General features: G+C 29.8%; 26 protein-coding genes. 16 read left to right on the top strand and 10 right to left on the bottom strand.

Annotation, left to right across the window (positions count from 1 at the left end):
* The 10 genes from ACTT9D_RS03660 (at nt 1) to ACTT9D_RS03615 (ending at nt 11,680) form a co-directional block, all read left to right on the top strand.
* Complete coding sequence (locus ACTT9D_RS03660) at nt 1-1,002, top strand: PhoH family protein (protein ID WP_440930503.1); 1,002 nt, start codon at nt 1-3, stop codon at nt 1,000-1,002.
* A complete protein-coding gene (gene ybeY / locus ACTT9D_RS03655; RefSeq protein ID WP_440930502.1) occupies nt 989-1,450 on the top strand; it encodes an rRNA maturation RNase YbeY in 462 nt (153 codons plus the stop codon). Before ACTT9D_RS03660 ends, ybeY begins: the two co-directional genes overlap by 14 nt.
* Nucleotide 1,451: 1 nt before the next feature.
* A complete protein-coding gene (lnt, locus tag ACTT9D_RS03650; RefSeq protein WP_440930501.1) occupies nt 1,452-2,996 on the top strand; it encodes an apolipoprotein N-acyltransferase in 1,545 nt (514 codons plus the stop codon).
* Nucleotides 2,989-4,158, top strand: a complete 1,170-nt coding sequence (gene metK, locus ACTT9D_RS03645; protein ID WP_440930500.1) for a methionine adenosyltransferase — start codon at nt 2,989-2,991, stop codon at nt 4,156-4,158. The genes lnt and metK overlap by 8 nt, the downstream gene beginning before the upstream one ends.
* A gap of 98 nt (nt 4,159-4,256) precedes the next feature.
* Complete coding sequence (gene nusA / locus ACTT9D_RS03640; protein ID WP_440930499.1) at nt 4,257-5,810, top strand: transcription termination factor NusA; 1,554 nt, start codon at nt 4,257-4,259, stop codon at nt 5,808-5,810.
* 9 nt (nt 5,811-5,819) lie between these two features.
* Nucleotides 5,820-8,036 carry a translation initiation factor IF-2 gene (infB, locus tag ACTT9D_RS03635; protein ID WP_440930498.1) on the top strand — a complete coding sequence of 739 codons (2,217 nt, stop codon included), beginning with the start codon at nt 5,820-5,822 and terminating at the stop codon, nt 8,034-8,036.
* Nucleotides 8,036-8,404, top strand: coding sequence for a 30S ribosome-binding factor RbfA (gene rbfA, locus ACTT9D_RS03630; RefSeq protein ID WP_440930497.1), 369 nt, complete (start codon nt 8,036-8,038; stop codon nt 8,402-8,404). Before infB ends, rbfA begins: the two co-directional genes overlap by 1 nt.
* A gap of 7 nt (nt 8,405-8,411) precedes the next feature.
* Nucleotides 8,412-8,660 (top strand): 30S ribosomal protein S15, encoded by a 249-nt coding sequence (gene rpsO / locus ACTT9D_RS03625; RefSeq protein WP_014953896.1) that lies wholly within the window; start codon nt 8,412-8,414, stop codon nt 8,658-8,660.
* Between the two features lie 51 nt (nt 8,661-8,711).
* Entirely contained in the window at nt 8,712-10,784 is a 2,073-nt protein-coding gene (gene pnp / locus ACTT9D_RS03620; protein ID WP_440930496.1) for a polyribonucleotide nucleotidyltransferase, read from the top strand.
* 74 nt (nt 10,785-10,858) lie between these two features.
* Nucleotides 10,859-11,680 carry a phytanoyl-CoA dioxygenase family protein gene (locus tag ACTT9D_RS03615; RefSeq protein ID WP_440930495.1) on the top strand — a complete coding sequence of 274 codons (822 nt, stop codon included), beginning with the start codon at nt 10,859-10,861 and terminating at the stop codon, nt 11,678-11,680.
* A 1-nt stretch (nt 11,681) separates the two neighbouring features.
* Here the strand turns inward: ACTT9D_RS03615 and ACTT9D_RS03610 are convergent, their stop codons facing one another.
* Genes ACTT9D_RS03610 through fabA form a run of 4 tightly spaced genes read right to left on the bottom strand, consistent with a single transcriptional unit; the run spans nt 11,682 to nt 14,847 of the window.
* Complete coding sequence (locus tag ACTT9D_RS03610; RefSeq protein WP_440930494.1) at nt 11,682-12,317, bottom strand: hypothetical protein; 636 nt, start codon at nt 12,315-12,317, stop codon at nt 11,682-11,684.
* A gap of 30 nt (nt 12,318-12,347) precedes the next feature.
* Nucleotides 12,348-13,133 carry an enoyl-ACP reductase FabI gene (locus ACTT9D_RS03605; RefSeq protein WP_440930493.1) on the bottom strand — a complete coding sequence of 262 codons (786 nt, stop codon included), beginning with the start codon at nt 13,131-13,133 and terminating at the stop codon, nt 12,348-12,350.
* Nucleotides 13,133-14,347 (bottom strand): beta-ketoacyl-ACP synthase I, encoded by a 1,215-nt coding sequence (gene fabB, locus ACTT9D_RS03600; RefSeq protein ID WP_440930492.1) that lies wholly within the window; start codon nt 14,345-14,347, stop codon nt 13,133-13,135. Before fabB ends, ACTT9D_RS03605 begins: the two co-directional genes overlap by 1 nt.
* A complete protein-coding gene (fabA, locus tag ACTT9D_RS03595) occupies nt 14,344-14,847 on the bottom strand; it encodes a bifunctional 3-hydroxydecanoyl-ACP dehydratase/trans-2-decenoyl-ACP isomerase (protein ID WP_440930491.1) in 504 nt (167 codons plus the stop codon). Before fabA ends, fabB begins: the two co-directional genes overlap by 4 nt.
* 74 nt (nt 14,848-14,921) lie before the next feature.
* Here fabA and ACTT9D_RS03590 point away from each other — a divergent pair, with 74 nt between their 5' ends.
* From ACTT9D_RS03590 to ACTT9D_RS03575, 4 genes are all read left to right on the top strand, one after another.
* On the top strand, nt 14,922-15,350 hold the full coding sequence (locus ACTT9D_RS03590) for a Fur family transcriptional regulator (RefSeq protein WP_440930490.1): 429 nt from the start codon (nt 14,922-14,924) through the stop codon (nt 15,348-15,350).
* A 106-nt stretch (nt 15,351-15,456) separates the two neighbouring features.
* Entirely contained in the window at nt 15,457-15,873 is a 417-nt protein-coding gene (locus tag ACTT9D_RS03585; protein ID WP_014953887.1) for a rubrerythrin family protein, read from the top strand.
* A gap of 156 nt (nt 15,874-16,029) precedes the next feature.
* A complete protein-coding gene (locus ACTT9D_RS03580; RefSeq protein ID WP_440930489.1) occupies nt 16,030-17,361 on the top strand; it encodes a (Fe-S)-binding protein in 1,332 nt (443 codons plus the stop codon).
* Nucleotides 17,362-17,363: 2 nt separating this feature from the next.
* Complete coding sequence (locus ACTT9D_RS03575) at nt 17,364-17,957, top strand: DUF3501 family protein (protein ID WP_014953885.1); 594 nt, start codon at nt 17,364-17,366, stop codon at nt 17,955-17,957.
* Here the strand turns inward: ACTT9D_RS03575 and ACTT9D_RS03570 are convergent.
* From ACTT9D_RS03570 to ubiE, 6 genes are read right to left on the bottom strand one after another with little or no spacing between them, the layout of a single operon-like run.
* Complete coding sequence (locus ACTT9D_RS03570; protein ID WP_440930488.1) at nt 17,950-18,396, bottom strand: SH3 domain-containing protein; 447 nt, start codon at nt 18,394-18,396, stop codon at nt 17,950-17,952. The two genes, ACTT9D_RS03575 and ACTT9D_RS03570, sit on opposite strands and share 8 nt — an antisense overlap.
* An 11-nt stretch (nt 18,397-18,407) precedes the next feature.
* A complete protein-coding gene (locus ACTT9D_RS03565) occupies nt 18,408-19,145 on the bottom strand; it encodes a HesA/MoeB/ThiF family protein (protein WP_440930487.1) in 738 nt (245 codons plus the stop codon).
* Nucleotides 19,142-19,579 (bottom strand): dUTP diphosphatase, encoded by a 438-nt coding sequence (dut, locus tag ACTT9D_RS03560; RefSeq protein WP_440930486.1) that lies wholly within the window; start codon nt 19,577-19,579, stop codon nt 19,142-19,144. Before dut ends, ACTT9D_RS03565 begins: the two co-directional genes overlap by 4 nt.
* Entirely contained in the window at nt 19,579-20,778 is a 1,200-nt protein-coding gene (coaBC, locus tag ACTT9D_RS03555) for a bifunctional phosphopantothenoylcysteine decarboxylase/phosphopantothenate--cysteine ligase CoaBC (protein WP_440930485.1), read from the bottom strand. Before coaBC ends, dut begins: the two co-directional genes overlap by 1 nt.
* Before the next feature lie 8 nt (nt 20,779-20,786).
* Nucleotides 20,787-22,355, bottom strand: a complete 1,569-nt coding sequence (gene ubiB, locus ACTT9D_RS03550) for a 2-polyprenylphenol 6-hydroxylase (protein ID WP_440930484.1) — start codon at nt 22,353-22,355, stop codon at nt 20,787-20,789.
* Nucleotides 22,355-23,059 carry a bifunctional demethylmenaquinone methyltransferase/2-methoxy-6-polyprenyl-1,4-benzoquinol methylase UbiE gene (gene ubiE / locus ACTT9D_RS03545; RefSeq protein ID WP_440930483.1) on the bottom strand — a complete coding sequence of 235 codons (705 nt, stop codon included), beginning with the start codon at nt 23,057-23,059 and terminating at the stop codon, nt 22,355-22,357. The genes ubiB and ubiE overlap by 1 nt, the downstream gene beginning before the upstream one ends.
* 33 nt (nt 23,060-23,092) lie before the next feature.
* Between ubiE and mutM the strand changes: the two genes are divergently transcribed.
* Both mutM and rpsT read left to right on the top strand, forming a co-directional pair.
* Nucleotides 23,093-23,956, top strand: a complete 864-nt coding sequence (gene mutM / locus ACTT9D_RS03540; protein ID WP_440930482.1) for a bifunctional DNA-formamidopyrimidine glycosylase/DNA-(apurinic or apyrimidinic site) lyase — start codon at nt 23,093-23,095, stop codon at nt 23,954-23,956.
* Nucleotides 23,957-24,007: 51 nt separating this feature from the next.
* Nucleotides 24,008-24,268: a 30S ribosomal protein S20 gene (rpsT, locus tag ACTT9D_RS03535; protein WP_440930481.1), complete on the top strand. Its 261-nt coding sequence runs from the start codon at nt 24,008-24,010 to the stop codon at nt 24,266-24,268.
* The last annotated feature ends 143 nt before the right edge of the window (nt 24,269-24,411 follow it).

Below are 24,411 nucleotides of genomic sequence, written 5' to 3'. Positions count from 1 at the left end.
TTGAGTAATACAATTAAAAAAGATATCCAATCTTCCTTGAAATTTGTTTATTCAGAAAATAATTCTCTGAGCGTAATTTTTCATGAAAATGATTTGTTAATGGGTGTAGTTGGTGAGTTTAATAAAAATTTAAAAGAGTTGGAAAAACTTATTGGAGCAAGCATTTATTCTAGAGGAAATTCAATATTAATAAAATCAACGCCGGATAAAAATGAAATTGTAAAAAACGCAATTCAATTTTTAGCAAATCAATTTATCAACAATGAAAGTATTGAACAAAAAGATATTATATCTTCTATAGATCAATTTATGATTAATGAAAAAGTAAAAAATACTAATGTTACTGATATTATCAAAACACCAAAAAAATCTATTATTCCAAGATCTGAAAAGCAGAAAGAATACGTAAGGGCCCTAAGACAGAGCGAAATAATTATTTCTGCAGGCCCAGCAGGCACAGGAAAAACTTTCTTAGCTGTGGCGATAGGATTAACAATGCTATTAGAAAAGAAAATAGAGAGAATTATATTATCTAGACCAGCTGTTGAAGCTGGAGAGAGACTGGGTTTTTTACCTGGAGACATGAAAGAAAAAGTCGATCCATATCTAAGACCCTTATATGATTCACTTTACGATCTTTTTCATTTTGAAAAAATTCAAAGAATGATTGAAATTGGAGATATTGAAATTGCTCCTTTAGCATTTATGAGAGGAAGAACTTTAAAAAATTCATTTGCTATTTTAGATGAGGCACAAAATGCTACTGAAACTCAAATAAAAATGTTTCTTACAAGAATAGGTGAAAATTCAAAAATTGTAGTTAACGGAGACCCATCCCAAATTGATCTACCCAATAAAAATATGTCAGGTTTGGATAGATCCAAAAAGATACTATCTCATTTGAGTGAAATTTCAGTTGTTGATTTTGATCATTCAGATGTTGTGAGACACCCTCTAGTCTCTAAAATTGTTAAAGCATATAACAATAATGATCAAAGTTAATGTCATTTCCGAAGAAAAATCTTGGTCAAAAAAGATAAAAAAGAAGGAGTTATTATTTGATAAAATTATCAAATATTTTCCAAATAAATTTAAATTTTTAAATCAAAAAGTATACTTAACGCTTCTTCTTTCAAACAATAAAAAAATTAAAATTTTAAATCAAAAATTCAGAAAAAAAAATAAGCATACAGATGTGCTGTCTTTTCCTTTCGAGAAAAAAATTCTAAACAAGAAAGAGTTTTATTTGGGAGATATTATAATTAGTTACAATTATATGAATGATCCAAAAAATTTAACAAATAAAGAATTCATTGAAAAAACAGCAAAAATTTTTATACATGGTTTCTTACATTTGTTAGGTTATGATCATATTAATAATAATGATTATAAAAAAATGCAAACAGCAGAAAAAAATATTTTTAATAAAGTAAAAAAACTATTGAATTAAATTGAAAAAAAAATCTTTAATAAAATTATTTTTTTTGTTTATTTTAGGTGTCATCTCTTCTTTAAGTTTACCACCATATAATTTTTTTATAATAAATTTTCTTACATTTAGTATTTTTTTTGGTTTTTTATTTAAAGAATTAGAGAAAAAAACTAATTATAATTTTTTTTTTTATGGTTGGTTTTTTGGTTTTGGATTTTTTTCAACAAGTTTATATTGGATTACGATATCGTTAACATTTGAAGATCAATTTATATTATTGATACCGTTTGCATTAATTTTAATTCCATCTTTTTTGGCAATATTTTATGGTTTAATTACGACTGCTTTCAAATTGTTAAGACCCAAAAATTTAATTAGTGCTTTTTTTCTCTTTTCATTACTTTTTGGGCTGGCTGAATTTATAAGAGGAACTATTTTTACAGGTTTTCCGTGGAATTTAATTGTTTATAGTTTTGCCGATAAAATAACTTTTTTAAGTGTTTTATCCTTAATTGGAACTTATTCATTAAACTTAATTGTTTTAAGTTTTTTTACGGCCCCAGCCTTATTTATATTGAGAAAATCAAAGAAAGAGATCGGTATTTGTATAATTTTATTTCTCTTTCCAATTTTTTTTTTGATTTATGGAAATAATCAAAAAAAAATATTTTTTAATAAAGATTTAACTGAAATGCCTCATACTATTAGGGTATTAGGATCAAATATTGGTTTAGATAGATTTTATTATAATGTTGATTCTGAAAAAGTAATTTCAGAACTAATAGAGCTTAGCTCACCAGATTTCGATAAAAAAATACTTTTCCTTTGGCCTGAGGGTATTATTCCGAATACATACGTTAGCACAATATCTTCATATAAAGATATATTTGCAAAAAATTTTAATGAAAATCATTTGATAGTTCTGGGAATTACAAATAGAGAAATAAATAGAAATAATTATAAGTTTTTTAATTCATTATCTATATTTGATAGTAATCTAAATTTGTTAAGTAATTATAATAAAGTCAATCTTGTACCATTTGGGGAATTTTTACCCTTTGAGAAAACTCTTAACAAATTAGGTCTAGGGACAATAACAAATAATTTTGGATCATTTTCAAAAGGAAAAAATAGAGAAATAATTGATTTAAATCAAAATTTTAATTTCGAAATAAGTTTCTTACCACTTATATGCTATGAAATGATCTATACTGGCAACCTTTCAAAAAAAAATGATTTTAATTTTATTTTTAATATTTCAGAAGATGGGTGGTTTGGTGACTCAATTGGACCAAAACAACACTTCAGTCATAGTATTTTTAGAGCAATTGAGACTGGTAAATATATTATGAGATCTAGCAATAATGGAATGGCAGCAATAATAAATCCATTAGGACAAGTTGAAAAAAAGCTAGATTATGGTGTTTCTGGTTATATTGACTTTAATAAGAAAAGAGATTTTAAAACAACCATATTTTCCACATATGGTAACAAAATTTTTTTCGTTATAATTTTATTGTATATTTTTTTAACGTTTTCATTTAATAGAATGAAAAATGAGTAATTTAAAAAATTATCTTTTTACTAGTGAGTCAGTATCTGAAGGGCATCCTGACAAAGTATCTGATCGAATTTCAGATATGGTAGTTGATACGTTTTTGTCTGGTGACCCTTATTCAAGAGTAGCTTGTGAAACTTTAACCACTACTAATAAAGTTGTTTTAGCTGGTGAAGTACGTGGACCTGAAATTAATAAGGATGAGTTAATTTCTAAAGTAAGAAATTGCATAAAAGATATTGGATATGATCAAGATGGCTTTACTTGGAAAGAAGCTACTAAAATAGAAAGTCATTTACATTCACAATCTACTGATATTGCAATGGGTGTAGACTCATCAGGTAATAAAGATGAGGGAGCTGGTGATCAAGGAATAATGTTTGGTTACGCATGTGATGAGACAGATGTGTTAATGCCAGCACCTATTCATTATTCTCATAAAATATTAAGATTGATGGCAGAAGATCGAAAATCAGGAAAATTAAAAAATATCGAACCAGATTCAAAAAGCCAGGTAACTTTTGAATATATTGATGGTAAGCCTGTAAAAGTAAAGTCAGTTGTAATATCATCCCAACATTCTCCTGATGTAAATCAAAAAGATGTAAGAGAGCTTCTAAGACCTTATATTTTAAATTCAATCCCAAAAGAATTTTTAGAAGGTTTTAATGAGGAAGAGTTTTATGTGAACCCAACAGGAAATTTTGTAATTGGTGGACCTGATGGTGATTGTGGATTGACTGGTAGAAAGATCATTGTAGATACTTATGGTGGTGCTGCACCACATGGAGGTGGAGCTTTCTCTGGAAAAGATCCAACAAAAGTTGATAGATCAGCAGCATATGCAGCCAGATATATTGCAAAAAATGTTGTTGGATCCAAGATTGCTGACAAATGCTTAATTCAATTAGCTTATGCAATTGGTGTTTCTAAACCTTTGTCAATTTATGTTGACCTATTTGATAATGATATTGATAAAAATAAATTTGTTGTAAATAAAATTAATGAAAATTTTGATCTAAGCCCTAGAGGCATCAGAGAAATGTTAGGATTAAATAAACCAATTTATGAAAAAACTGCTGCTTATGGCCATTTTGGAAGAACACCAGAGTCAAACGGAGCTTTTTCATGGGAAAAAACAGATAAAATAGACGTTTTTTCTAAATAGTTTTTATTGATTAATTAAAATTCTTTAATATATTTCAGCCACATTATTGAATTATCAAAATGGGCGTTAGCCCATTTTTTTTTGGAGTAAGCAAAAATATGTTAAATAAAAGAGCAGATAAATTAGAATTATTAAGAATAGCCGAAGCTGTAGCATTAGAAAAATCTATAGATAAAGAACTTATAATAACCTCAATGGAAACAGGTATTGCAAAAGCAGCAAAATCTAAATTTGGTCAGGACAATGAGATTAAAGTTGTGATAAATCGAGACAATGGAGATATCGAGCTTTTTAGAAAATTAACAATTGTAGATAACCCAGAAAATACAAATACAGAAATAAAATTAACAGATGCAATAAGTATTAATGATGAAAATAAATCAAAGACTATTGGGGATGAAGTATTGCAACCATTACCATCTTTTGATTTTGGAAGAATAGCCGCTCAAACTGCAAAACAAGTAATAAGTTTTAATGTTAGAGAAGCAGAGAGAGAAAGACAGTACAATGATTTTATAGACAAAAAAGACTCTATTTTAAGTGGAATTGTAAAACGTTTAGAATTTGGAAATGTAATTGTTGATCTTGGAAGAACAGAAGCAATAATTCAAAAAAATGAGATGATCCCAAGAGAAAATGTTAAAGCGGGGGATAGAGTAAAAGCATACTGCTATGATGTTAGAAGAGAACCAAGAGGTCAACAGATTTTCCTATCTAGAGCACATCCAAAGTTTATGGAAAAACTTTTTGTTCAAGAAGTTCCAGAAATATACGATGGATTGATCGAAATTAAATCTTCTTCAAGAGACCCAGGAAGTAGAGCAAAAATTTGTGTTAGAGCGGTTGACACATCATTAGATCCTGTGGGAGCTTGCGTTGGTATGAGAGGATCAAGAGTTCAGGCTGTGGTAAACGAACTGCAAGGAGAAAAGATTGATATAGTTAATTTCTCTGAAGATCCAGCAGTATTAGTTTCAAACGCATTATCGCCAGCAGAAGTTCAAAGAGTCAACGTTGATCTAGAGAGAAAAAAACTTGATGTAATTCTTACGGAAGAAAATCTAAGTAAAGCTATTGGTCGAAGAGGTCAAAATGTTAGACTTGCAACAAAATTACTTAACTATGAAATTAATATTATGACTGATCAAGAAGACTCTGAAAAAAGACAACAAGAGTTTAAAGAAAAAACAGATAATTTTGTTAAAAACTTGGAATTAGATGAAACACTTGGTCAGCTTTTGGTAGCAGAAGGATTTTCAACAATCGATGATATAAAGGATAGTCCATTAGAAAATCTGACAAAGATAGAAGGTATTGAAGAAGATACTGCAAAAGCTCTTATAGAAAGAGCACAAGAATTTCATAAGAAAGATAAAGAAGAAATTTCTGAAAGAATTAAAGAACTTGGTCTTTCAGAAGATCTTAGAAGTTTAAAAGGACTAACACCTGGTATGCTTATGACATTAGGCGAACAAAAAATTTTAACCTTAGAAGATTTTGCAGACCTAGCATCAGATGAACTTACTGGTGGTTTTGACGTCGTAAAAGGGGAGAGAGTAAAAATTCAAGGATATTTAGAGGATTTTGCTTTATCAAAAACTGAAGCTGATGATCTTATCATGTCAGCAAGAAATATAGTTTACAAAGATTAGGGATGAGAAATGGAGAACAAAAAAACGAAACTTACTATTTCTGGAAACCCAAAAAAATCTTATAAGGATTTTAATTCTCCTAAACCACAAGGAAAAAATATATCGTCATCAAGCAGAGGTTTTAATAGGCCTACTGGAAAAGGAAATTTTAAAAAACCAACAGGAGCTGGATTTAAATCATCAAGTAATTTTGGAAAAAGCTCTGGCTTTAAGCCAAATTTTCCAACAAAAACCCCTTCAACATTAAGCGATTTTGAAAGAAGAAAGCTTGCAGAACAAAGGGCTACAAAAAGATTAAAAGGAGATTCTGATAAAGATAAAAAGTCTAAATTAGATATAAAAAAAAGAGATACAAAACTTACAGTTTCAAGGGCATTGAGTGATGAAATTGAAACTAGAGAAAGAAGTTTGGCATCCGTAAAAAGAGCAAGACAAAAAGAACTTAAAAATGCGAGCAAAGAAGAGGATAAAGAAAATTTAAAAACTATTAAAAGAGATATCAACATTCCCGAAGCAATCACTGTAAGAGAGTTAGCTAATAGAATGGCCGAACAATCTAGCAATGTAATTAAATATTTGTTTGGTATGGGTGTTACAGTTACAATTAATCAAACCTTAGCAGCAGATACAGCAGAATTCTTGGCAAAAGAATTTGGGCACAACCCAATAAGAGAAGAAAAAGCAGAAGAGATAATTCAAAAAATAAAAGAATCTCGTACAGAAAATTTATTAAATAGAGCTCCAATAATAACAGTAATGGGGCATGTGGATCATGGAAAAACTTCAGTTTTGGATGTTTTAAGAAGTGCTAATGTTGTATCAGGAGAATTTGGAGGCATTACTCAACATATTGGAGCTTACCAGGTTGAAAATGGAAAAGATAAATTAACATTTATTGATACTCCTGGTCACGCAGCATTCACAGAAATGAGAGCTAGAGGATCTAAATTAACTGATATTGTAGTTTTAGTAGTAGCGGCAGATGATGGAGTAAAACCTCAAACTGTTGAATCGATAAATCATGCAAAAGCTGCAAATGTTCCAATTGTAGTTGCTATTAATAAATGTGATCTTCCAGAGGCAGATCCTCAAAAAATCAAAAATCAACTTTTAGAACATGAGTTAATAGCTGAAGATTTATCTGGAGATACATTGATGGTGGAAATATCAGCTAAAACAAAATTAAATTTAGATAAATTAATTGAAGCTATTTCTCTTCAAGCAGAAATTTTAGATTTAAAAACAGACTTTGAGTCAAAAGCTACTGGTGTAGTTTTAGAGTCCAAGATAGACGTAGGGAGAGGACCAGTTGCTACTGTTATCGTAACATCAGGAACATTAAAAAAAGGTGATTTTTTTGTTAGTGGTTTAAAATGGGGAAAAGTTAGAGCAATTATTAATGATAAAGGAAAGAACATCGATGAAGCTCCTCCTTCGACACCTGTAGAAATTTTAGGAATTAATGGTGCCGCAAAATCAGGTGATGATTTTATTGTGCTAGACTCTGAAAAAGAGGCAAAAACATTGAGTGAAAATAGAGCTGTAGAAAGCAAAGATGGAAAAAATCCATTATCATTTGCTTCTCAGGAATCTGCATTCTCTGATAAATCTGCTGAAGAATTAAATTTGATAATTAAATCAGATGTACATGGCTCATCAGAAGCAATTAAAAATGCAATAACACAAATTAAACATGAAGAAGTAAAACCAAAAATAATTTTAGCTGATATCGGTATGGTAACTGAAACAGATGTAACTTTAGCAAAAGCATCGAATGCAGTTTTAATTGCGTTTAATGTCAAACCAAGTAAAGAAGCAAAAAAACTAGCAGAGAATGAAGGTATAAAAATATCTTCATACAATATTATCTATGAAGTCCTTGATTATATAAAACAAAGAATGTCAGGTCTGCTATCACCAGATGTTAAAGAGACAATAACTGGTACAGCACAGGTATTGGAAATTTTTAAAGTTTCAGGTGCTGGTAAAGTAGCTGGTTCTAAAATCACTGAGGGTGAAATTACAAGTGCATCAGATGTGAGGGTTATTAGAGATGGTTCAATAATTTATACTGGGAAAATAAGCTCAATTTTCAGAGAAAAAAACCAAGTTAAACAGGTAAGTAATGGCCAAGAATGTGGAATTACTTTAAAAGATTACATGGATTTTCAAAAAAACGATACAATAGAGGCGTTTAGTGTTACATCTACAGAAAGATCAATATAATGGCTGATAGAATAGGTAAACCAATATCACAAAGGCAGCTAAGAGTTGGGGAAATGATTAAACAATCATTGAGCATGATATTTTTAAGAAACGAAGCAAAAGTTCCAAATTTAGAGACTAACACAATAACAGTTACTGAAGTTAGAATGAGCCAAGATCTTAAAATTGCAAAAGCATATGTACTTCCATTGGGAGGAAAAGATGCTGATGAAGTTATAAATAAACTTAAAGAATATTCTTTTTTGATAAGAAAAATTCTTTCAAAAAAGGTTATTGTAAAATTTTTACCAAAATTACTTTTTAGAAAAGACGAGTCTTTTGAGTATGCGGAAAAAATTGAAAATTTAATTAAACAAACAAATAAATAGGAAAAATATGAGTAAAAAAGCAAGTGAATTAGCAATGCATGAAAAGGACACTGGTTCATCAGAGGTGCAAATAGCATTGTTAACTGAAAAAATTGAAACTCTTTCAAAACACATAAAACAATTTAAGAAAGATAAACATTCTTCAGTTGGTTTATTAAGAGCGGTAAATAGAAGAAAGAAATTGTTAGAATATCTAAAGAAAAATAAATTAGATTCTTACAAAAATGTATTGTCTAAATTGAATTTAAGAAAATAAGATCGAAATAGATAGCACGGAACGAAACGAAAAGAACGAAACGGAAAAGAAATGTTTAAAGTACACAAGAAAGAAATAGAAGTAGCAGGAAAGAAAATAAGTTTAGAAACAGGAAAAATAGCAAGACAAGCAGATGGAGCGATCATTGCTCAATGTGGAGAAACAGTTGTATTAGCAACTGTTGTAGGTGCTAAAAAAGTAAATCCAGATGTAGATTACTTTCCATTATCAGTGAATTATCAAGAGAAATATTATGCAGCGGGAAAAATACCTGGTGGATATTTTAAGAGAGAAGCAAGACCAACTGAGAGCGAAACATTAATATCAAGATTGATCGATAGACCAATCAGACCATTGTTTCCAGATGAATTTAAAAATGAAGTACAGTTATTACCAACTGTAATTTCATATGATAAAGAAAATGAAGCAGATATTCTATCTATTACTGCCTCTTCAGCAGCATTAGCAATTTCTGGTATGCCATTTCTTGGACCTGTTGGGGCGTCAAGAGTTGGTTATATAGATGGGAATTACGTCTTAAATCCTTCAAAGGAAGAACTTAAAAAATCTAAGTTAGATTTAGTCGTAGCAGGAACAAAAGATGCTGTTCTAATGGTCGAGTCAGAGGCAAATGGTTTAACTGAAGAAGAGATGTTAAATGCAGTAAAATTTGGTCATGAAGGTTTTGTACCAGTTATAGAGATGATCGAAGATCTTGCTAAAGATTGTAGAAAACCAGAATGGATTGTTGAAAAAAAAGATCTTTCAGAAGTAAAAAAAGTATTAGAGGATAATTTTACAGATAGCCTTAAAAAAGCTTTTGGAACAAGAGATAAACAAGATAGATCAAATCAGATTTCTGAAATAACAGACAAAGCTAAAAAGTTATTTGAAGAAAATGAAAATTATACTGATCTAGATGTTAATTCTGAGCTTAAAAATCTTGAGAAAAGAATAGTAAGAACAGATATTTTAAAAAATAAAAATAGAATAGATGGTAGAGGTTTATCAGATGTGAGACCAATATCATGTGAAGTTGGGATTTTACCAAGAACGCATGGTTCAGCACTATTTACAAGAGGAGAAACTCAAGCAATAGTAACAACGACTCTTGGAACATCGGATGATGAGCAAAAAATTGAAAGTTTAGATGGCTTACAAAAAGAGCGATTTATGCTTCACTATAATTTTCCTCCATTTTCAGTGGGAGAAACTGGCAGAATAGGAACTGGTAGAAGAGAAATTGGACATGGAAAATTAGCATGGAGAGCAATTAATTCATCATTGCCACCAAAAGAATCTTTTCCATATACTTTTAGAATAGTTTCTGAGATCACAGAGTCTAATGGTTCTTCATCAATGGCTACTGTATGTGGTACGTCACTAGCATTAATGGATGCAGGAGTACCAATTAAAGAACCTGTTGCTGGTATAGCTATGGGATTGATTAAAGAGGGTGACGACTTTTCTGTATTGTCTGACATCTTAGGAGATGAAGATCACTTAGGTGACATGGATTTTAAAGTAGCTGGAACTAAGGATGGTATTACTTCTTTACAAATGGATATTAAAATTACGGGTATTACATTTGAAATAATGGACCAAGCTTTAAAACAAGCTAAAGATGGAAGAATTCATATTCTTGGTGAAATGAATAAAGCTTTATCAGCATCTAGAACTGATGTTGGAAAACATACTCCTAAAATGGAAAAAATTACAGTTGATAAAAAAGATATTGCAGCAGTGATTGGTAAAGGAGGAGCAACGATTAGAGAAATTGTTGAAGTTTCAGGGGCTAAAGTCGATATTAATGACGAAGGTGAAGTGACAGTTGCTGCGCCTGATGAAGAGTCTAGAAATAAAGCAATGCAGATGATTAAAGATATTACTGCAAAAGCTGAACTTAATAAAATTTATAGCGGAAAAGTAATGAAGATTATGGAGTTTGGTGCATTCGTTAATTTCTTAGGAAAACAAGATGGGCTTGTTCATATTTCAGAGCTTGCAGATAAGAGGGTGGCAAAAGTGACTGATGTTGTTAAAGAAGGTGACGAGGTTAAAGTTAAAGTTATCGGTTTTGACAGAGGAAAAGTTAAACTTTCTATTAAACAAGCTAATTCATAAAAATTTTAGGGGTTTGGGGCACCTGGCAACAGAACGCCCCTTTCACAAATCTATAAATTTTATAATATATCCAAATGATCAATTTGGAATTAGACCATACATTAATTAATAACTTTAACCGTGATGGTTTTATCATTTTAGAAAAATTTATTGAAAAAGATTTTATTAAAAATTTAAAAGAAAGATTTGAACCATTATTTAGAGGTAAATTTGAAACAGGAATTGAACCTGATGAGTGGAATTGGAAATTTGACAAAGACCCAATTGATGTAACTAGACAAATTTGTAATGGATGGAAATCTGATACATTAATAAAAAATTTTGTATGTCATAGAATTATTGGAAAAGCTTGTGCAGAATTAATGAATTGGAAGGGATCAAAATTAATTCAAGATAATGTTTTATGGAAACCTCCAGGAGGAAAAACTTTAGGTTATCATCAAGATGCTGCTTATGATGATTGGATTATTCCGCAAACTATGATGACTTGTTGGATGTCATTAGATGACACTAAAAAAGAAACAGGCACACTTGAATATGTTAAAGGATCTCATAAATGGGGATTGCAACCACCTAGAGGTGAATTTCATTCACCAGAAGATTATCGAGAACAATTAAAAATCTTTGCTAAAAAAAATAATAAAGAGTTAGAGATTGTTTATGTAGAAGTGCCAGCTGGTGGAGTTGCATTTCATCACGGATATATGTGGCATGGTTCAGGCATAAATACTTCAAGTAAACATAGAAGAGCAATTGTTTCTCATTGCGTACCTTCTGATGCAAAATTTCATCCAACAAATAATGGCGGTACTGCAAAAACTTATAAAAAATACAAAAAAGAGCATTCTGATCAACTGCCAGATGAGTTTTTCCCTTTACTTTGGGAAAGAAATTAAATTAGGATTTTAAAGTACAGTGACTGTCTTTAACGATACAGCCAGCCTTTTCCATCTCATCATCAAATATTCTTGGATGATTTTTCGCATACTTATTAAATAAATAGTTGTGAAAATACGGTCTAAACTTTCCATCATCTGTAAAGGCACCAGATTTGTGACCATCTGAAACTATTGTTTTTATTAACTTGCCTTCGTTGTCATATAGAACAGTTTCACCATAACAATTACAAAAATAACTTCTATTTTTTGATGGTTCTAAGTCTACAAAAATTGAAGTTCCTCTTATACCTATAGTTCCTTGAGGAATTTTAACTTTCAACTCATCTTTTTGTTTACTGAATACTGCATGAACAGACCCTTTAATAACTTCTGTAAGTTTATTTGAAATAAATTTTAGTTTTGTTTCTGGTCTTACCAGATAAAAGTCATCTTTAACTTTAATTATTGATTTCTCACTTTTTGTTTCGATAATATTATCATTTAAATCAGTAAATCCATTGCTTGCAGATTTTGAATCTATAAAAAATTCTCCATTAAGAATTTTATTTCCATTATCAGCCAATACTAATACAGGATTTAGTCCCCAAGCGATAAGAGCAGTTGTTACTGTTTTGCAAAAATCTCTTCTATTCATAATTAATTTATAACTAAATTTAACTAAATTTTAAGTAATATTTTTAGGATCTGGCATTCCTACTTTGTTATACCCCGCATCAACATAATGAATTTCACCTGTGACACCATTGGCAAGATCACTTAAAAGATAAAGAGCAGAATTTCCAACATCGTGAATATCTACGTTTCTTTTTAAGAAAGAATGATCTTCATTCCATTTATATAAAAATTTAGCATCACCAATTGCAGAAGCAGCCAAAGTCTTTATAGGCCCAGCGCTTATTGCATTTATTCTAATTCCTTTAGCCCCCAAGTCTCTAGCAAGATATTTAACACTTGCTTCTAATGCTGACTTACACACGCCCATTACATTATAATTTGGGATCGCTTTAGTTGACTCGTATGTTAGGGTAATCATACTTCCATTTGGTTTCATAATTTTTTGAGCCTCTCTTGCTACTTCAGTAAAAGAGAAACATGAAATCAACATACTTCTTAAAAAATTATCTCTTGTGGTATTTAAATACTCTCCAGATAATTCAGACTTATCAGAAAATGCAACAGCATGAACTACAAAGTCTATTTCGCCCCAAGATGATTTTATATCTTCAAAAAGTTTGATAACTTCTTCTTGTTTTTCCACATCACAACTAAATGTGATATTTGAATTTAATTTTTCAGCTAATGGAACAACTCTTTTTTTTAAAGCGTCTCCAAGATATGTAAATGCTAGCTCAGCTCCAGCTTCAGCTAGTTTTTGGGATATGCCCCAAGCGATTGATCTTTCATTCGCTACTCCCATGATTAATCCTTTTTTACCTTTCATTAAGCTCATTATTTTACCTTTTCAAAAATTAAAGCTGCGTTAGTTCCACCAAATCCAAAACTATTAGACATCACAGTGTTAAGAGTCGCTTCTGTTTCAGTTTTTGTTACTATAGGAAACTTTTTAGCTTCATCATCCATATCACTTATATTTGCTGAGCCTGTGATAAAATTATTTTTCATCATAATCAGACAATATATTGCTTCATGAACAGATGCAGCACCAAGAGGATGGCCTGATAAAGATTTTGTTGAACTTATTTTAGGTATTTCGTTTCCAAATGTTTCTTTAACTGCATTAAGCTCAGTAATGTCACCTACCGGAGTAGAAGTGCCGTGGGTGTTTATATAATCAATTTTATTTTTTGTGGTAGCTAAAGCCATTTTCATACATCTCACAGCTCCTTCTCCTGAAGGAGCAACCATGTCATAACCATCTGATGTTGCACCATATCCAGTTAACTCAGCATAAATTTTTGCTCCACGCGCTTTAGCGTGTTCGTATTCTTCCAAAACCAATACACCTGCGCCACCTGCAATCACAAAACCATCTCGAGTTTTGTCATAAGCTCTTGATGCTTTTTCAGGGGTATCATTGTATTTTGAAGAAAGTGCAGTCATTGCATCGAACATTGCTGTCATAGCCCAGTGTAATTCTTCACTTCCTCCAGCAAAAACAACGTCTTGTTTTCCCATTTGAATCAATTCACTAGCATGTCCAATACAATGCCCACTAGTAGCACAAGCTGAGCTCATTGTATAATTTACACCTTTGATTTTAAATGGAACTGCTAAGGTAGCAGACGCAGTACTTGCCATAGTTCTTGGAACAATAAACGGCCCCATCAATTTCGGAGTTTTTGCTCTAGTTTTATCAACTGATAAAACTACATTTTCTATTGAAGGTCCTCCTGAACCCATTACGATTCCAGTTTTAAAATTACTTATTTGATTATCTTCTAATCCTGAGTCTTTTATAGCTTCATTCATGGCAACGTAATTATAAGCAGAACCAGAACCCATAAATCTAATTGTTTTTCTATCTACATGATCTTCTAATTTAATATTTGGTTTTCCATGAATGTTACTTTTTAAATTATGTTCTTTATATTCCTCACTAAATGAAATCCCTGATTTTGAGTTTAATAATGATTGATGAACCTCTTCTTGATTATTCCCCAAACAAGAGACTATCCCTAAACCTGTAATAACTACCCTTCTCATGACTTAAATAACCCCACTTTCAAACTTTCTGCCGTATAAATTTTTTTGTCATCTGCATAAACAACACCGTTAGCTAAGCCTACTGTTGTACCACCCGGAGACATAATTTTTTTCATATCTATTTCATATTTTACAAGTTTAATATTTTGCAAAACTTCTCCTGTGAATTTAACAGTTCCAACTCCAAGTGCACGTCCTTTCCCTGGATTTCCTAACCAACCTAGAAAAAAACCTACCAATTGCCACATCGCATCTAAGCCAAGACAGCCTGGCATCACAGGATCGTCTCTAAAATGACAGTCAAAGAACCACAAATCTTTTTTTACATCTAATTCAGCAGATAATGAGCCTTTTTTGAACTCACCATCGTTTTCATTGATCTTACTTATTCTGTCAAACATAAGCATTGGAGGGAGAGGTAATTTGGCATTTCCAGGCCCAAAAAGATCCCCATTTCCACATTGAATTAGGTCATCGTAGCTAAAAGAGTTTTTTTTCATAAAATTTGAACACTCTTAATACTTGATTTATATTAAATATAATATAGAAATAGTTTAGAATAATTATAATTTGCATGACAAAAAGTGTTGATTTTATTGATAAATTAAGAAAATCTGGATTAAGACCAACAAGACAAAGACTTAAAATTTGTGAAGTTTTGTTTGATAGAGATACTACTTTCCATTTTACAATAAATGATCTTACTAAAATAATTAGCGAAAAATTAAATGAAAAGATTTCATTAGCTACTGTTTATAACACTGTTCATGCATTCAAGAACAAAGGATACTTAAAAGAAATCTCAATCAATAGTGATAAAAGCTATTTTGATACAAATACTTCAGTTCATCACCATTTTTTTGATGAAGATACTAATAGATTAATTGATTGTGATGAAAACGATCTTGATGAAATAAAAATCAAAAAAAATATCACTGGAAAAAAAATAAGTTCTGTTGAAGTGTTGATTAAAGTTGCAAGTGATTATCAAAATCAAAAATAATTCAATAAAATCAGTTATTTAAAAAATACATTAAAATGATTCTAAACTATTGACATATAGTTTAGAACGATTATATGTTTGTCATATTTAAATTAAGGAGAAAATAATGTCTTTAAAAGGAAGTAAAACAGAAGAAAACTTAAAAGCAGCATTTGCTGGCGAAAGTCAAGCTAACAGAAGATACCTTTATTTCGCTCAAAAAGCAGATATCGAAGGTTATAACGATGTAGCTACAGTTTTTAGATCTACAGCAGAAGGTGAAACTGGTCATGCTCATGGTCACTTAGAATACCTAGAGCAAGTTGGTGATCCTGCAACTGGTAAACCAATTGGAGAAACTAAAGCAAATTTAGCTTCAGCTATTGAAGGTGAGACGCATGAGTACACTGATATGTACCCAGGTATGGCTAAAACTGCAAGAGAAGAAGGTTTCGAAGAAATTGCAGACTGGTTTGAAACTTTAGCAAAAGCTGAAAAATCACACGCTGGTAAATTCCAAAAAACTTTAGAATCTATTAGCTAATAAAATATTTTTAGTGGGCGTGTATAACGCCCGCTAACTCAATCTTAAAATTTTTACAAATATGATAGAGCAATTATTACAAACACTGAAAGATTGGTTTAACGAGCCTGTTTTAATTTTATCTCTATCATTAATAGTAATAACTAACATAATAATATGAGCAAAGAAGGTAGTACAGAGGCGCCAATAAGACACCCAATTGATTTTGAGCATCCGGATTTTACAAATCCAGAAAAACTCGATGCTGAAATGAGAAGAGTTTTTGATATCTGTCATGGGTGCAGAAGATGCTTTAATTTATGTGATTCATTTCCAAAACTTTTTGACATGATAGATGAGTCAAAAGATGAAGATGTTGAAAGTTTATCAAGCGATCAATTTGCACCAGTTGTCGATGCTTGTACCTTATGTGACATGTGTTTTATGACTAAATGTCCTTACGTACCACCACACGATTTTGACTTAGATTTTCCACATCTAATGCTGAGATATAGAACAGCGCAAAAAAAACTCGGCAAATTACCAAGTATTCCAAGACAACTAGCTGAGATAGATAGAAATTCAAAATTTGGAGTGATATTTTCTGGATTAATAAATTGGGCTTCAAATATTAAAAATAAATTATTTAGAAAAATCTTAGAATTAATAGCTGGTATTGATATTAGAGTGCAATTACCAAAATATAACTCTGAAACTTTTTCTAACTTTTTCAAAAAAAATAATAAAAAATTAATATTTGAAGATAAAAAGTCTGAGAGAAAAGTTGTAATTTATTCAACTTGTTTTGTTAATTTTAATAAAAAAAATACTGGGGTTGCAGCTTTAAAAGTATTAAAAAAAAATGGTGTAGAAGTTCAAGAAGCATATCCTGGCTGTTGTGGAATGCCATTTTTAGAACAAGCGGATTTACCTAAAGTAGTGGAGCAAGCTAAAAAAGTTTCAAAAGATTTGTTAGATTGGATTAATAAAGGTTACAAGGTTGTTACTTTGACCGCTAGTTGTGGATTGATGCTAAAATTTGAATGGCCACTGTTATTGCCTAATGATGAAACTGTGAAAAAATTATCAGAAAATGTAATGGATATTGATGAATATGTTGTTGATATAGCAAATAATGAAGGTTTAGCCGATGGCCTTCAAGAGATTGATGGAGGAGTTACAGTTCATCATGCTTGTCATGCTAGAGCTCAAAACATGGGTATTAAGGCTAGGGATATGCTTAAATTAATCCCTAACGTAAAAATTGATGTTGTTGAAAGATGCGCGGGTCACGGTGGAACATTTGGTGTGATGAAAGAAACACACGATCTAGCAGTTAAAGTAGGAAGACCGACAGCAAGACAAATTAAAACTAAAAACAATAAATATATGGCATCTGATTGTCCTTTAGCAGGTAAACATTTAAAACAATTAGAAGCCGATACAAATATAGCCAACGATGAGGCACTACACCCCATCGAATTAATGGCTAAAAGCTATAGGATATAAACATGCCAAAAAATAAAAGAGAAATAACTAAAGAAGATATCATGTCACTTGATGTCTATACAAAGAATAGAAAAGAATTAAGAAAAAATATTGTTGAATTTAAAAAAGATAGAAGGGTTCCGCTTGGACCATATGCAACTTTTTATTTTGAAAGTTACGAAACGATGTTGGCACAAGTTCAGGAAATGCTTTACATTGAAAAAGGTGGAGACGAACAATTAAATGATGAGTTAACAGCTTACAATCCTCTTGTACCAAATGGAAAAGAATTAACAGCAACACTTATGTTTGAAATTGATAACCCAGTCTCAAGAGCTGCATTTTTAGGTAAAGTTGGCGGGATAGAGGAAAAAGTATTTATGAAAGTGGATGGAGAAATAGTAAAGGCAGTACCAGAAGAAGATGTAGATAGAACTTCTGCTGATGGAAAGGCCTCTTCAGTACAGTTTATTCATTTCCAATTTAGTAATGAACAAATAAATAAATTTAAATCTAAAGATTCTTTAGTTGAACTTGGTATCGATCACCCAGAATATTCACACACTACAAAATTAAGTGAAGCAACTGTTAAATCTTTATCAGAGGATTTTAGTTAATAGATCCCCAAATATTTTTGGCTTCAATCCAACCATTAAATTCATTGCTTGTAATTTTACACCAATTATTTGAACATTTTTTTATAACTAATAAACGGCCTTTTTTAATTTTAGCCAGCGGTTTTGAAAAAACTGTAGGTTTTGTAAATAATATTTTATCATCTAAAGAGATTATAGAATTAGATTTTTTTAGTTGAGAAACATGTATCCAGCCACTGTTATTTTTTAGATCAATTATTCTTCTAAAATTCTCTTTCTGATCAATCTGTTTGATTGGAAGATTAATTTTATTGTATACATATTTTACTTGAAAATTAAATCCTGGGCCATATCTGACATTAACTTTATTCTTTTTTAAAGATAAAAAAATATCTTCCGAAAAAACATTTACTGGATAAATTAAAATAATAGTTAATAAAATTAAAAATTTTTTTATCATAATATTAAATTTTATCTTTTTTTGAAATTTACTTTTCTAAAATTGAGATTTAACAAGTCAATTATTAATATTTGGTTTTTTAAATTTTGACCAATACCCAATATTAATTTTATAGCTTCATTGGCTTGAATAGTTCCTACAATTGATGCTGTAGAACCAAGAACTCCTTCAAATTCACAATTTAGAATATCATCAGAAATCTCTTCTTCTTGATAAAAATCTTTTAAAGAAGCTGTTTTTTTATCATTAAAATCAAAGACAAATATGTGGCCATCAAATTTACTTATGGCACCAGTAATTAATTTTTTTTTAAGTTTTTTACAATAACTGTTAATTAGAAATTTAGTTTTAAAATTATCTGAACCATCAATAATAATTTCGTAATTTTTAACTATATTTTTTATATTATTTTTGTTTAGTCTTGATCTAAATGTTTTTATTTTTATCTGTGGATTAATTTCTTTTATTATTTTTTTTGCAACAACAACTTTTGATTTATTTATATCTTTTGAATTAAAAAGACTTTGTCTATGAATGTTTGAAAGACTTACAACATCATTATCTATTAACCCAATAGTTCCAACACCAGCTCTGACTAAATTTTCAGCTGCCGGACATCCTAAACCACCAACCCCAACAATTAAAACTTTTGAAGATAAAAGCTTCTTTTGACCTTTTGGGCCTATATTTTTTAAAACTAATTGTCGGGAATATCTTTCAATTTGTGATTTGTTCAAAATATTTTTCATTTACCAGTTGAACCAAAACCACCCTTTCCTCTTACTGTTTCTGGAAGCTCATTTGATTCATCTAGATCCATTTTGATTATTGGAGTTAAAACCATTTGTGCAATTCTATCATTGTTATTAATTGTAAAATTTTCGTTGCCATGATTGAATAAAATAATCTTTAATTCACCTCTGTAATCACTGTCAATTGTGCCAGGTGTATTTAAAACACTTATATTGTTTTTTGCAGCTAATCCTGATCTTGGTCTTATCTGAATTTCATATTCTTTTGGAAATGCAACAGATAAACCAGTTGGAACTAAAGATGATTTACCTGGTTCTAGAATAATTGATTTTTCAATAAAAGCCATTAAGTCCATACCTGATGCTCCTGATGTTTTATATGAAGGCAATTGAACAGACGGGTGTAATTTTTTTATTAAAACTTTAACCATTAATTTAAATGATCAATAATTTTTTCTACTATTTCATCTGATATTTCAGATTTAGGTTTATATGAAATTTTGTCGGATTTATTATTTTTATAAAAAATTGAAACTTCATTAAAATCAGAATTAAAACCAATAGTGCTTTTAGATACATCGTTCGCAATTATCCAATCACAGTTTTTTTCATTAAGTTTTTTTTTTGCATAACTTTCTAGGTTATTAGTCTCTGCTGCAAATCCGATAACTAATCCTGGTCTCAATGAGTTATGATTAGATACATAATTTAAAATATCTACATTTTTTTCTAAATTTAAATTTAAATTATCTTGTTTTTTAATTTTTAATTCTGATTTTTCTTTTACTTTGTAGTCACTGACTGCTGCAGAGAAAACAGCAACATCAGCCGGTAGATTTGTAAGTGTTGCTTGAAACATTTCTTCTGCAGTTTCTACTCTTATTAAATTGATATCTCCATTAATTTCCAGGTGAGTTGGGCCAGAAATTAAAGTTGTATCAAATCCTTTTTTTGATAAGGATTTAGCAATTTCATACCCTTGTTTGCCACTAGATTTATTTGAAATAAATCTTACAGGATCAATATATTCATTAGTAGGACCTGCAGTAACAATTGCTTTAAGTTTATTATTTTTCTTTAGATCTCCAAAATAGTTCTCTAAGCTATTAATAATTTCATTAGGTTCTGACATTTTACCTTCTCCAAATTCACCACAAGCCATATCCCCAACAACTGGACCAATTAGAGTGTAATCAAAGTTCTGAAGTTTAATTATATTTTCTTTAGTAGATTGGTGTTCCCACATTCTAACATTCATAGCAGGTGCTAAGAAAATTTTTTTGTTTGATGCAAGAATTACTGTAGATGCTAGATCATCAGAATTGCCATTTGCAATTTTAGAAATCGTGTTAGCTGTTGCTGGCGCAATTAAGATAGCATCAGCCCATCTTGATAAACTTATATGATCCATTTCAGACTCATTTTCTAAGCTAAAAAGATCCTGATAAACCTTAGATTGAGATAATGATGTTATTGAAAGGGGCGTGACAAATTCTGAACCATTTTTGGTAAGAATTGTTTTTATCGTAACATTATTTTTTTTTAACAACCTTATTATTTCAAGACTTTTGTAAGCAGCTATTCCTCCACAAATAATCAATAATATTTTTTTATTTTTTAAATTATTCATTGGTTGAATTAGAATACTAATAAGCCAATAATTACAAGAATTAATAAACTAATAACTGATTGATTTCTAAACGCCATCATTTCAGATTTTTTATCGTTTAAAGCATTATAAGAATTAGAATTTTGTGGAATTTGACCATTAGCTAAGAAAGTTAAAGCTTGATTTGCTTTATCCATGATTTCTGGAAACTCAGGTAATCTTTTTATAACCTCAGACGTAGTGTTTAATGTTTCGTTAATAGTTTTGATAGGATCTTTAGTTTCTCTTAGCCAATTTTCTAAAACAGGTTTTGAAGTAGTCCAAATATTAGTATTAGGATTCAATTTTCTTGCTACACCTTCAACAACAACCATGGTTTTTTGTAACATTAGAAGTTGAGGTTGAGTTTGCATATTAAACTTTTCAGTAACATCAAATAATTGTTTTAATAATTTTCCACCAGAAATATCTTTTACTTCTTGTCCAAATATTGGTTCTCCTATTGATCTTAATGCTTGTGCTAAATCATTAATTGGGACATCGGCAGGAACCAAACCGGCTAAGAGATGTACTTCAGCAACTTTCTTATAATCTCTTTGAATAAAACCAAATAAAATCTCTGCAAGAAATCTTTTACTCATTTTATCTAGTCTTCCCATAATACCAAAATCAATTGGAACTATTTGCCCAGACCTATCTACAAAAACATTACCTTGATGCATATCAGCATGAAAAAACCCATCTCTTACCGCATGTCTTAAAAAATGTTGTATTATATCTTCTGCGATTTTGTTTGTGTCTATATTCTGTTTTTTTAACTCTTCAGTTTCTCGAATTGAAACACCATCAATCCAATCAAGTGTCATTACATTTTCACTAGTATAGTTCCAATATATTTTAGGAACCCTAAAACCAGCATCATTTTTTGTATTTTCAGCATATTCATTAGCAGCAGCAGCTTCAAATCTTAGATCCATTTCTAAATTCGTAATTTCTTTAAGAAGAAAAACCACATCTACTAATTTAAGTCTTTTTGTTTTTTTAATTACAGACTCAACTAAAAATGCAAATAACATCATTGCATCGATTTCTTCATTAAAAACTTTCTTAATGTTTGGTCTAAGAATTTTTATAGCCACATCTTTTATTGTGCCATTATCATTAATTTTTGCTTTGTGAACTTGAGCTATAGATGCAGCAGCAACAGGCTCACTTATTTCAATTATTGAATTATAAGTGTCTTCACCTAAATCATTTCTAATTATTTGTTTAGCTTCAATAATTGAAAAAGGAGGAAGTCTGTCTTGAAGACTCTCTAATTTTTTTGATAGTTGATCTCCTATAATATCAGGCCTTGTTGCTAAAAATTGACCTAATTTAATAAATGTTGTGCCTAAATCCTCAAGTGAATCTGAAAGTCTTTCTCCTTCATCTTTATTTAAATTAGAGGATTTTTTATCTGAAAAAGAAAATGATAGAATCTTAAATAAAATAGTTATGACTAACGGAGGTTTCTGAAATTTTGATGCAATATCAAGTATGTCTGATTTTGCAACTTTTCGACCTAATTTTAGAAGTGTGAAAAGTTTTTTTATCATTAGATTTTCCAACCACTATGAATAGATACAATTCCTCCAGATAAATTTCTATAAGTACATTTTTCAAATCTATTTTTTTTCATCAAATCAATTAACTCATCTTGATTTAAAAACTTTTCTATACTCTCTATTAAGTATTCATATGGTTCTTTTTGACCGACAATAAATTTTCCAATTAAAGGAATAATTTTTGAGTATTGTTTATAAACAAAATCTAAATTTTCATTTTGTATTTTAGAAAATTCTAAACAAAAAAATCTACCTCCAGGTTTAAGTACCCTATGTGCTTCTGAAAGAGATTTATTTAAATCTTTTGTATTTCTTAATCCAAAACTGATTGTATAAAAATCATAAGAATTCTCTTTTAACGGTAAGCTTTCCGCACTAGAGATTATCCAATTGATATTATTATATTTCTTTAGTTTTTCTTTGCCTTTAGCAACCATACCTTCATTTGGATCAACACATGTAATGAAGTTTTCTTTATCTGTATTATCTAAGTATAGTTTTCCAATATCACCTGTGCCACATGCTACATCTATCAACTTTTGATTTTTGGAAGGATTCATCATATTCAATAAAGTTTTTTTCCACGATCTATGAACGCCAAGAGACATGAAATCGTTCATCAAATCGTATTTGTCAAAAACTTGATCAAAAACACCCTGAACTAGACCTTTTTTATTTTGAAGATATTGTTGCATTTTTTATTAATTATTCTTTTAATATAATATCAAATGCCAGAATTACCAGAAGTAGAAATTGTACGCTTATCATTATCAAAAAATATAATAGGAAAAAAAATCAATAAAGTTTTGATAAGAAATAGAAACTTAAGATTTAAATTGAAGTTTTCTTTTGAAAAACATTTAAAAAATAAATTTGTTATAAAAATTTATAGGTTTTCAAAATATTTGATTATTGAGCTAAATGATAAAAGTTTTTGCATCATACATCTAGGCATGTCTGGAACTATTCATATTTTAAAAAAAAATAAAAAAAACGTATATACCAATACTAGTTTTTATCACTCACCTAATTTGCCAAAAAAACACAATCATGTTGAAATTTTCTTTAATGATTTAACTTTAGTTTACAATGATCCTAGGAGATTTGGTTTTTTTCAAATAGTCAAAAATAAAGAAAATCTCACAAATAGATTTAAAAATTACGGACCAGAGCCTTTTGATAAAAACTTTAATTTAGATTATATGGTCAATTATTTTAAAGATAAAAAAAAAGATATTAAAAGTTTTTTATTGGACCAAAAATTTGTATCAGGTATTGGTAACATCTATGCAAATGAAATTTTGTATTTATCAAAAATTAATCCTAAAAATTCAGTAAAAAAACTAAAAAAAACTCAGTTTAAACTTTTAATAAAAAATTCAAAAAAAGTTTTATTAAATGCTATCAAAAAGGGCGGATCAACAATAAGAGATTTTAAAAATACTTTAGGAGATATTGGAAATTTTCAAAAAGAATTTAAGGTTTATGGAAGACAAAAACTTAATTGTTTGAGACCAAATTGTACTGGTGTAATTACTAAAATTGTTCAATCAAATAGATCAACTTTTCTTTGTAAATTGTGTCAAAAATAACAAATATTATATTGACCAGAGTAATTTAAGCGGCTATACCCCTGCAAAAATATGGCAAATACAAAATCTGCAATTAAAAGAATAAGAAGAATAGCTAAACAGACGACTGTTAATAGGGCACGTAAGAGTAGATATAAAAATGCTCTGAAGAAAATGAACGTATTAATTGTAGAAAAAAAGAAAGATGAAGCTTTAAAATTCTTACCTAAGTTGAATTCAGAGTTAATGAAAATTGCTAAGACAGGTATCATTAAAAGACAAAACGCCTCTAGGAACGTTTCAAGAATTACAAAGAAAATTTCAGCTCTTTAAAATTAAATACCTGTGGTAGATACAACTACAAAGTCTACCAGATCTATCAAAATTTAACTTATTAAAACTATATTTAGATTAAGTAAATAAAATATAAATAAATTTTAATAACTATCCAATAAAAAATTTATATTTTTTAATAC

The sequence above is a fragment of the Candidatus Pelagibacter sp. genome (genome assembly GCF_052049815.1).
Taxonomy (GTDB): Bacteria; Pseudomonadota; Alphaproteobacteria; order Pelagibacterales; family Pelagibacteraceae; genus Pelagibacter.
Note: the sequence above shows the minus strand (reverse complement) of the source record. Positions and strands in the feature narration are given on the sequence as shown.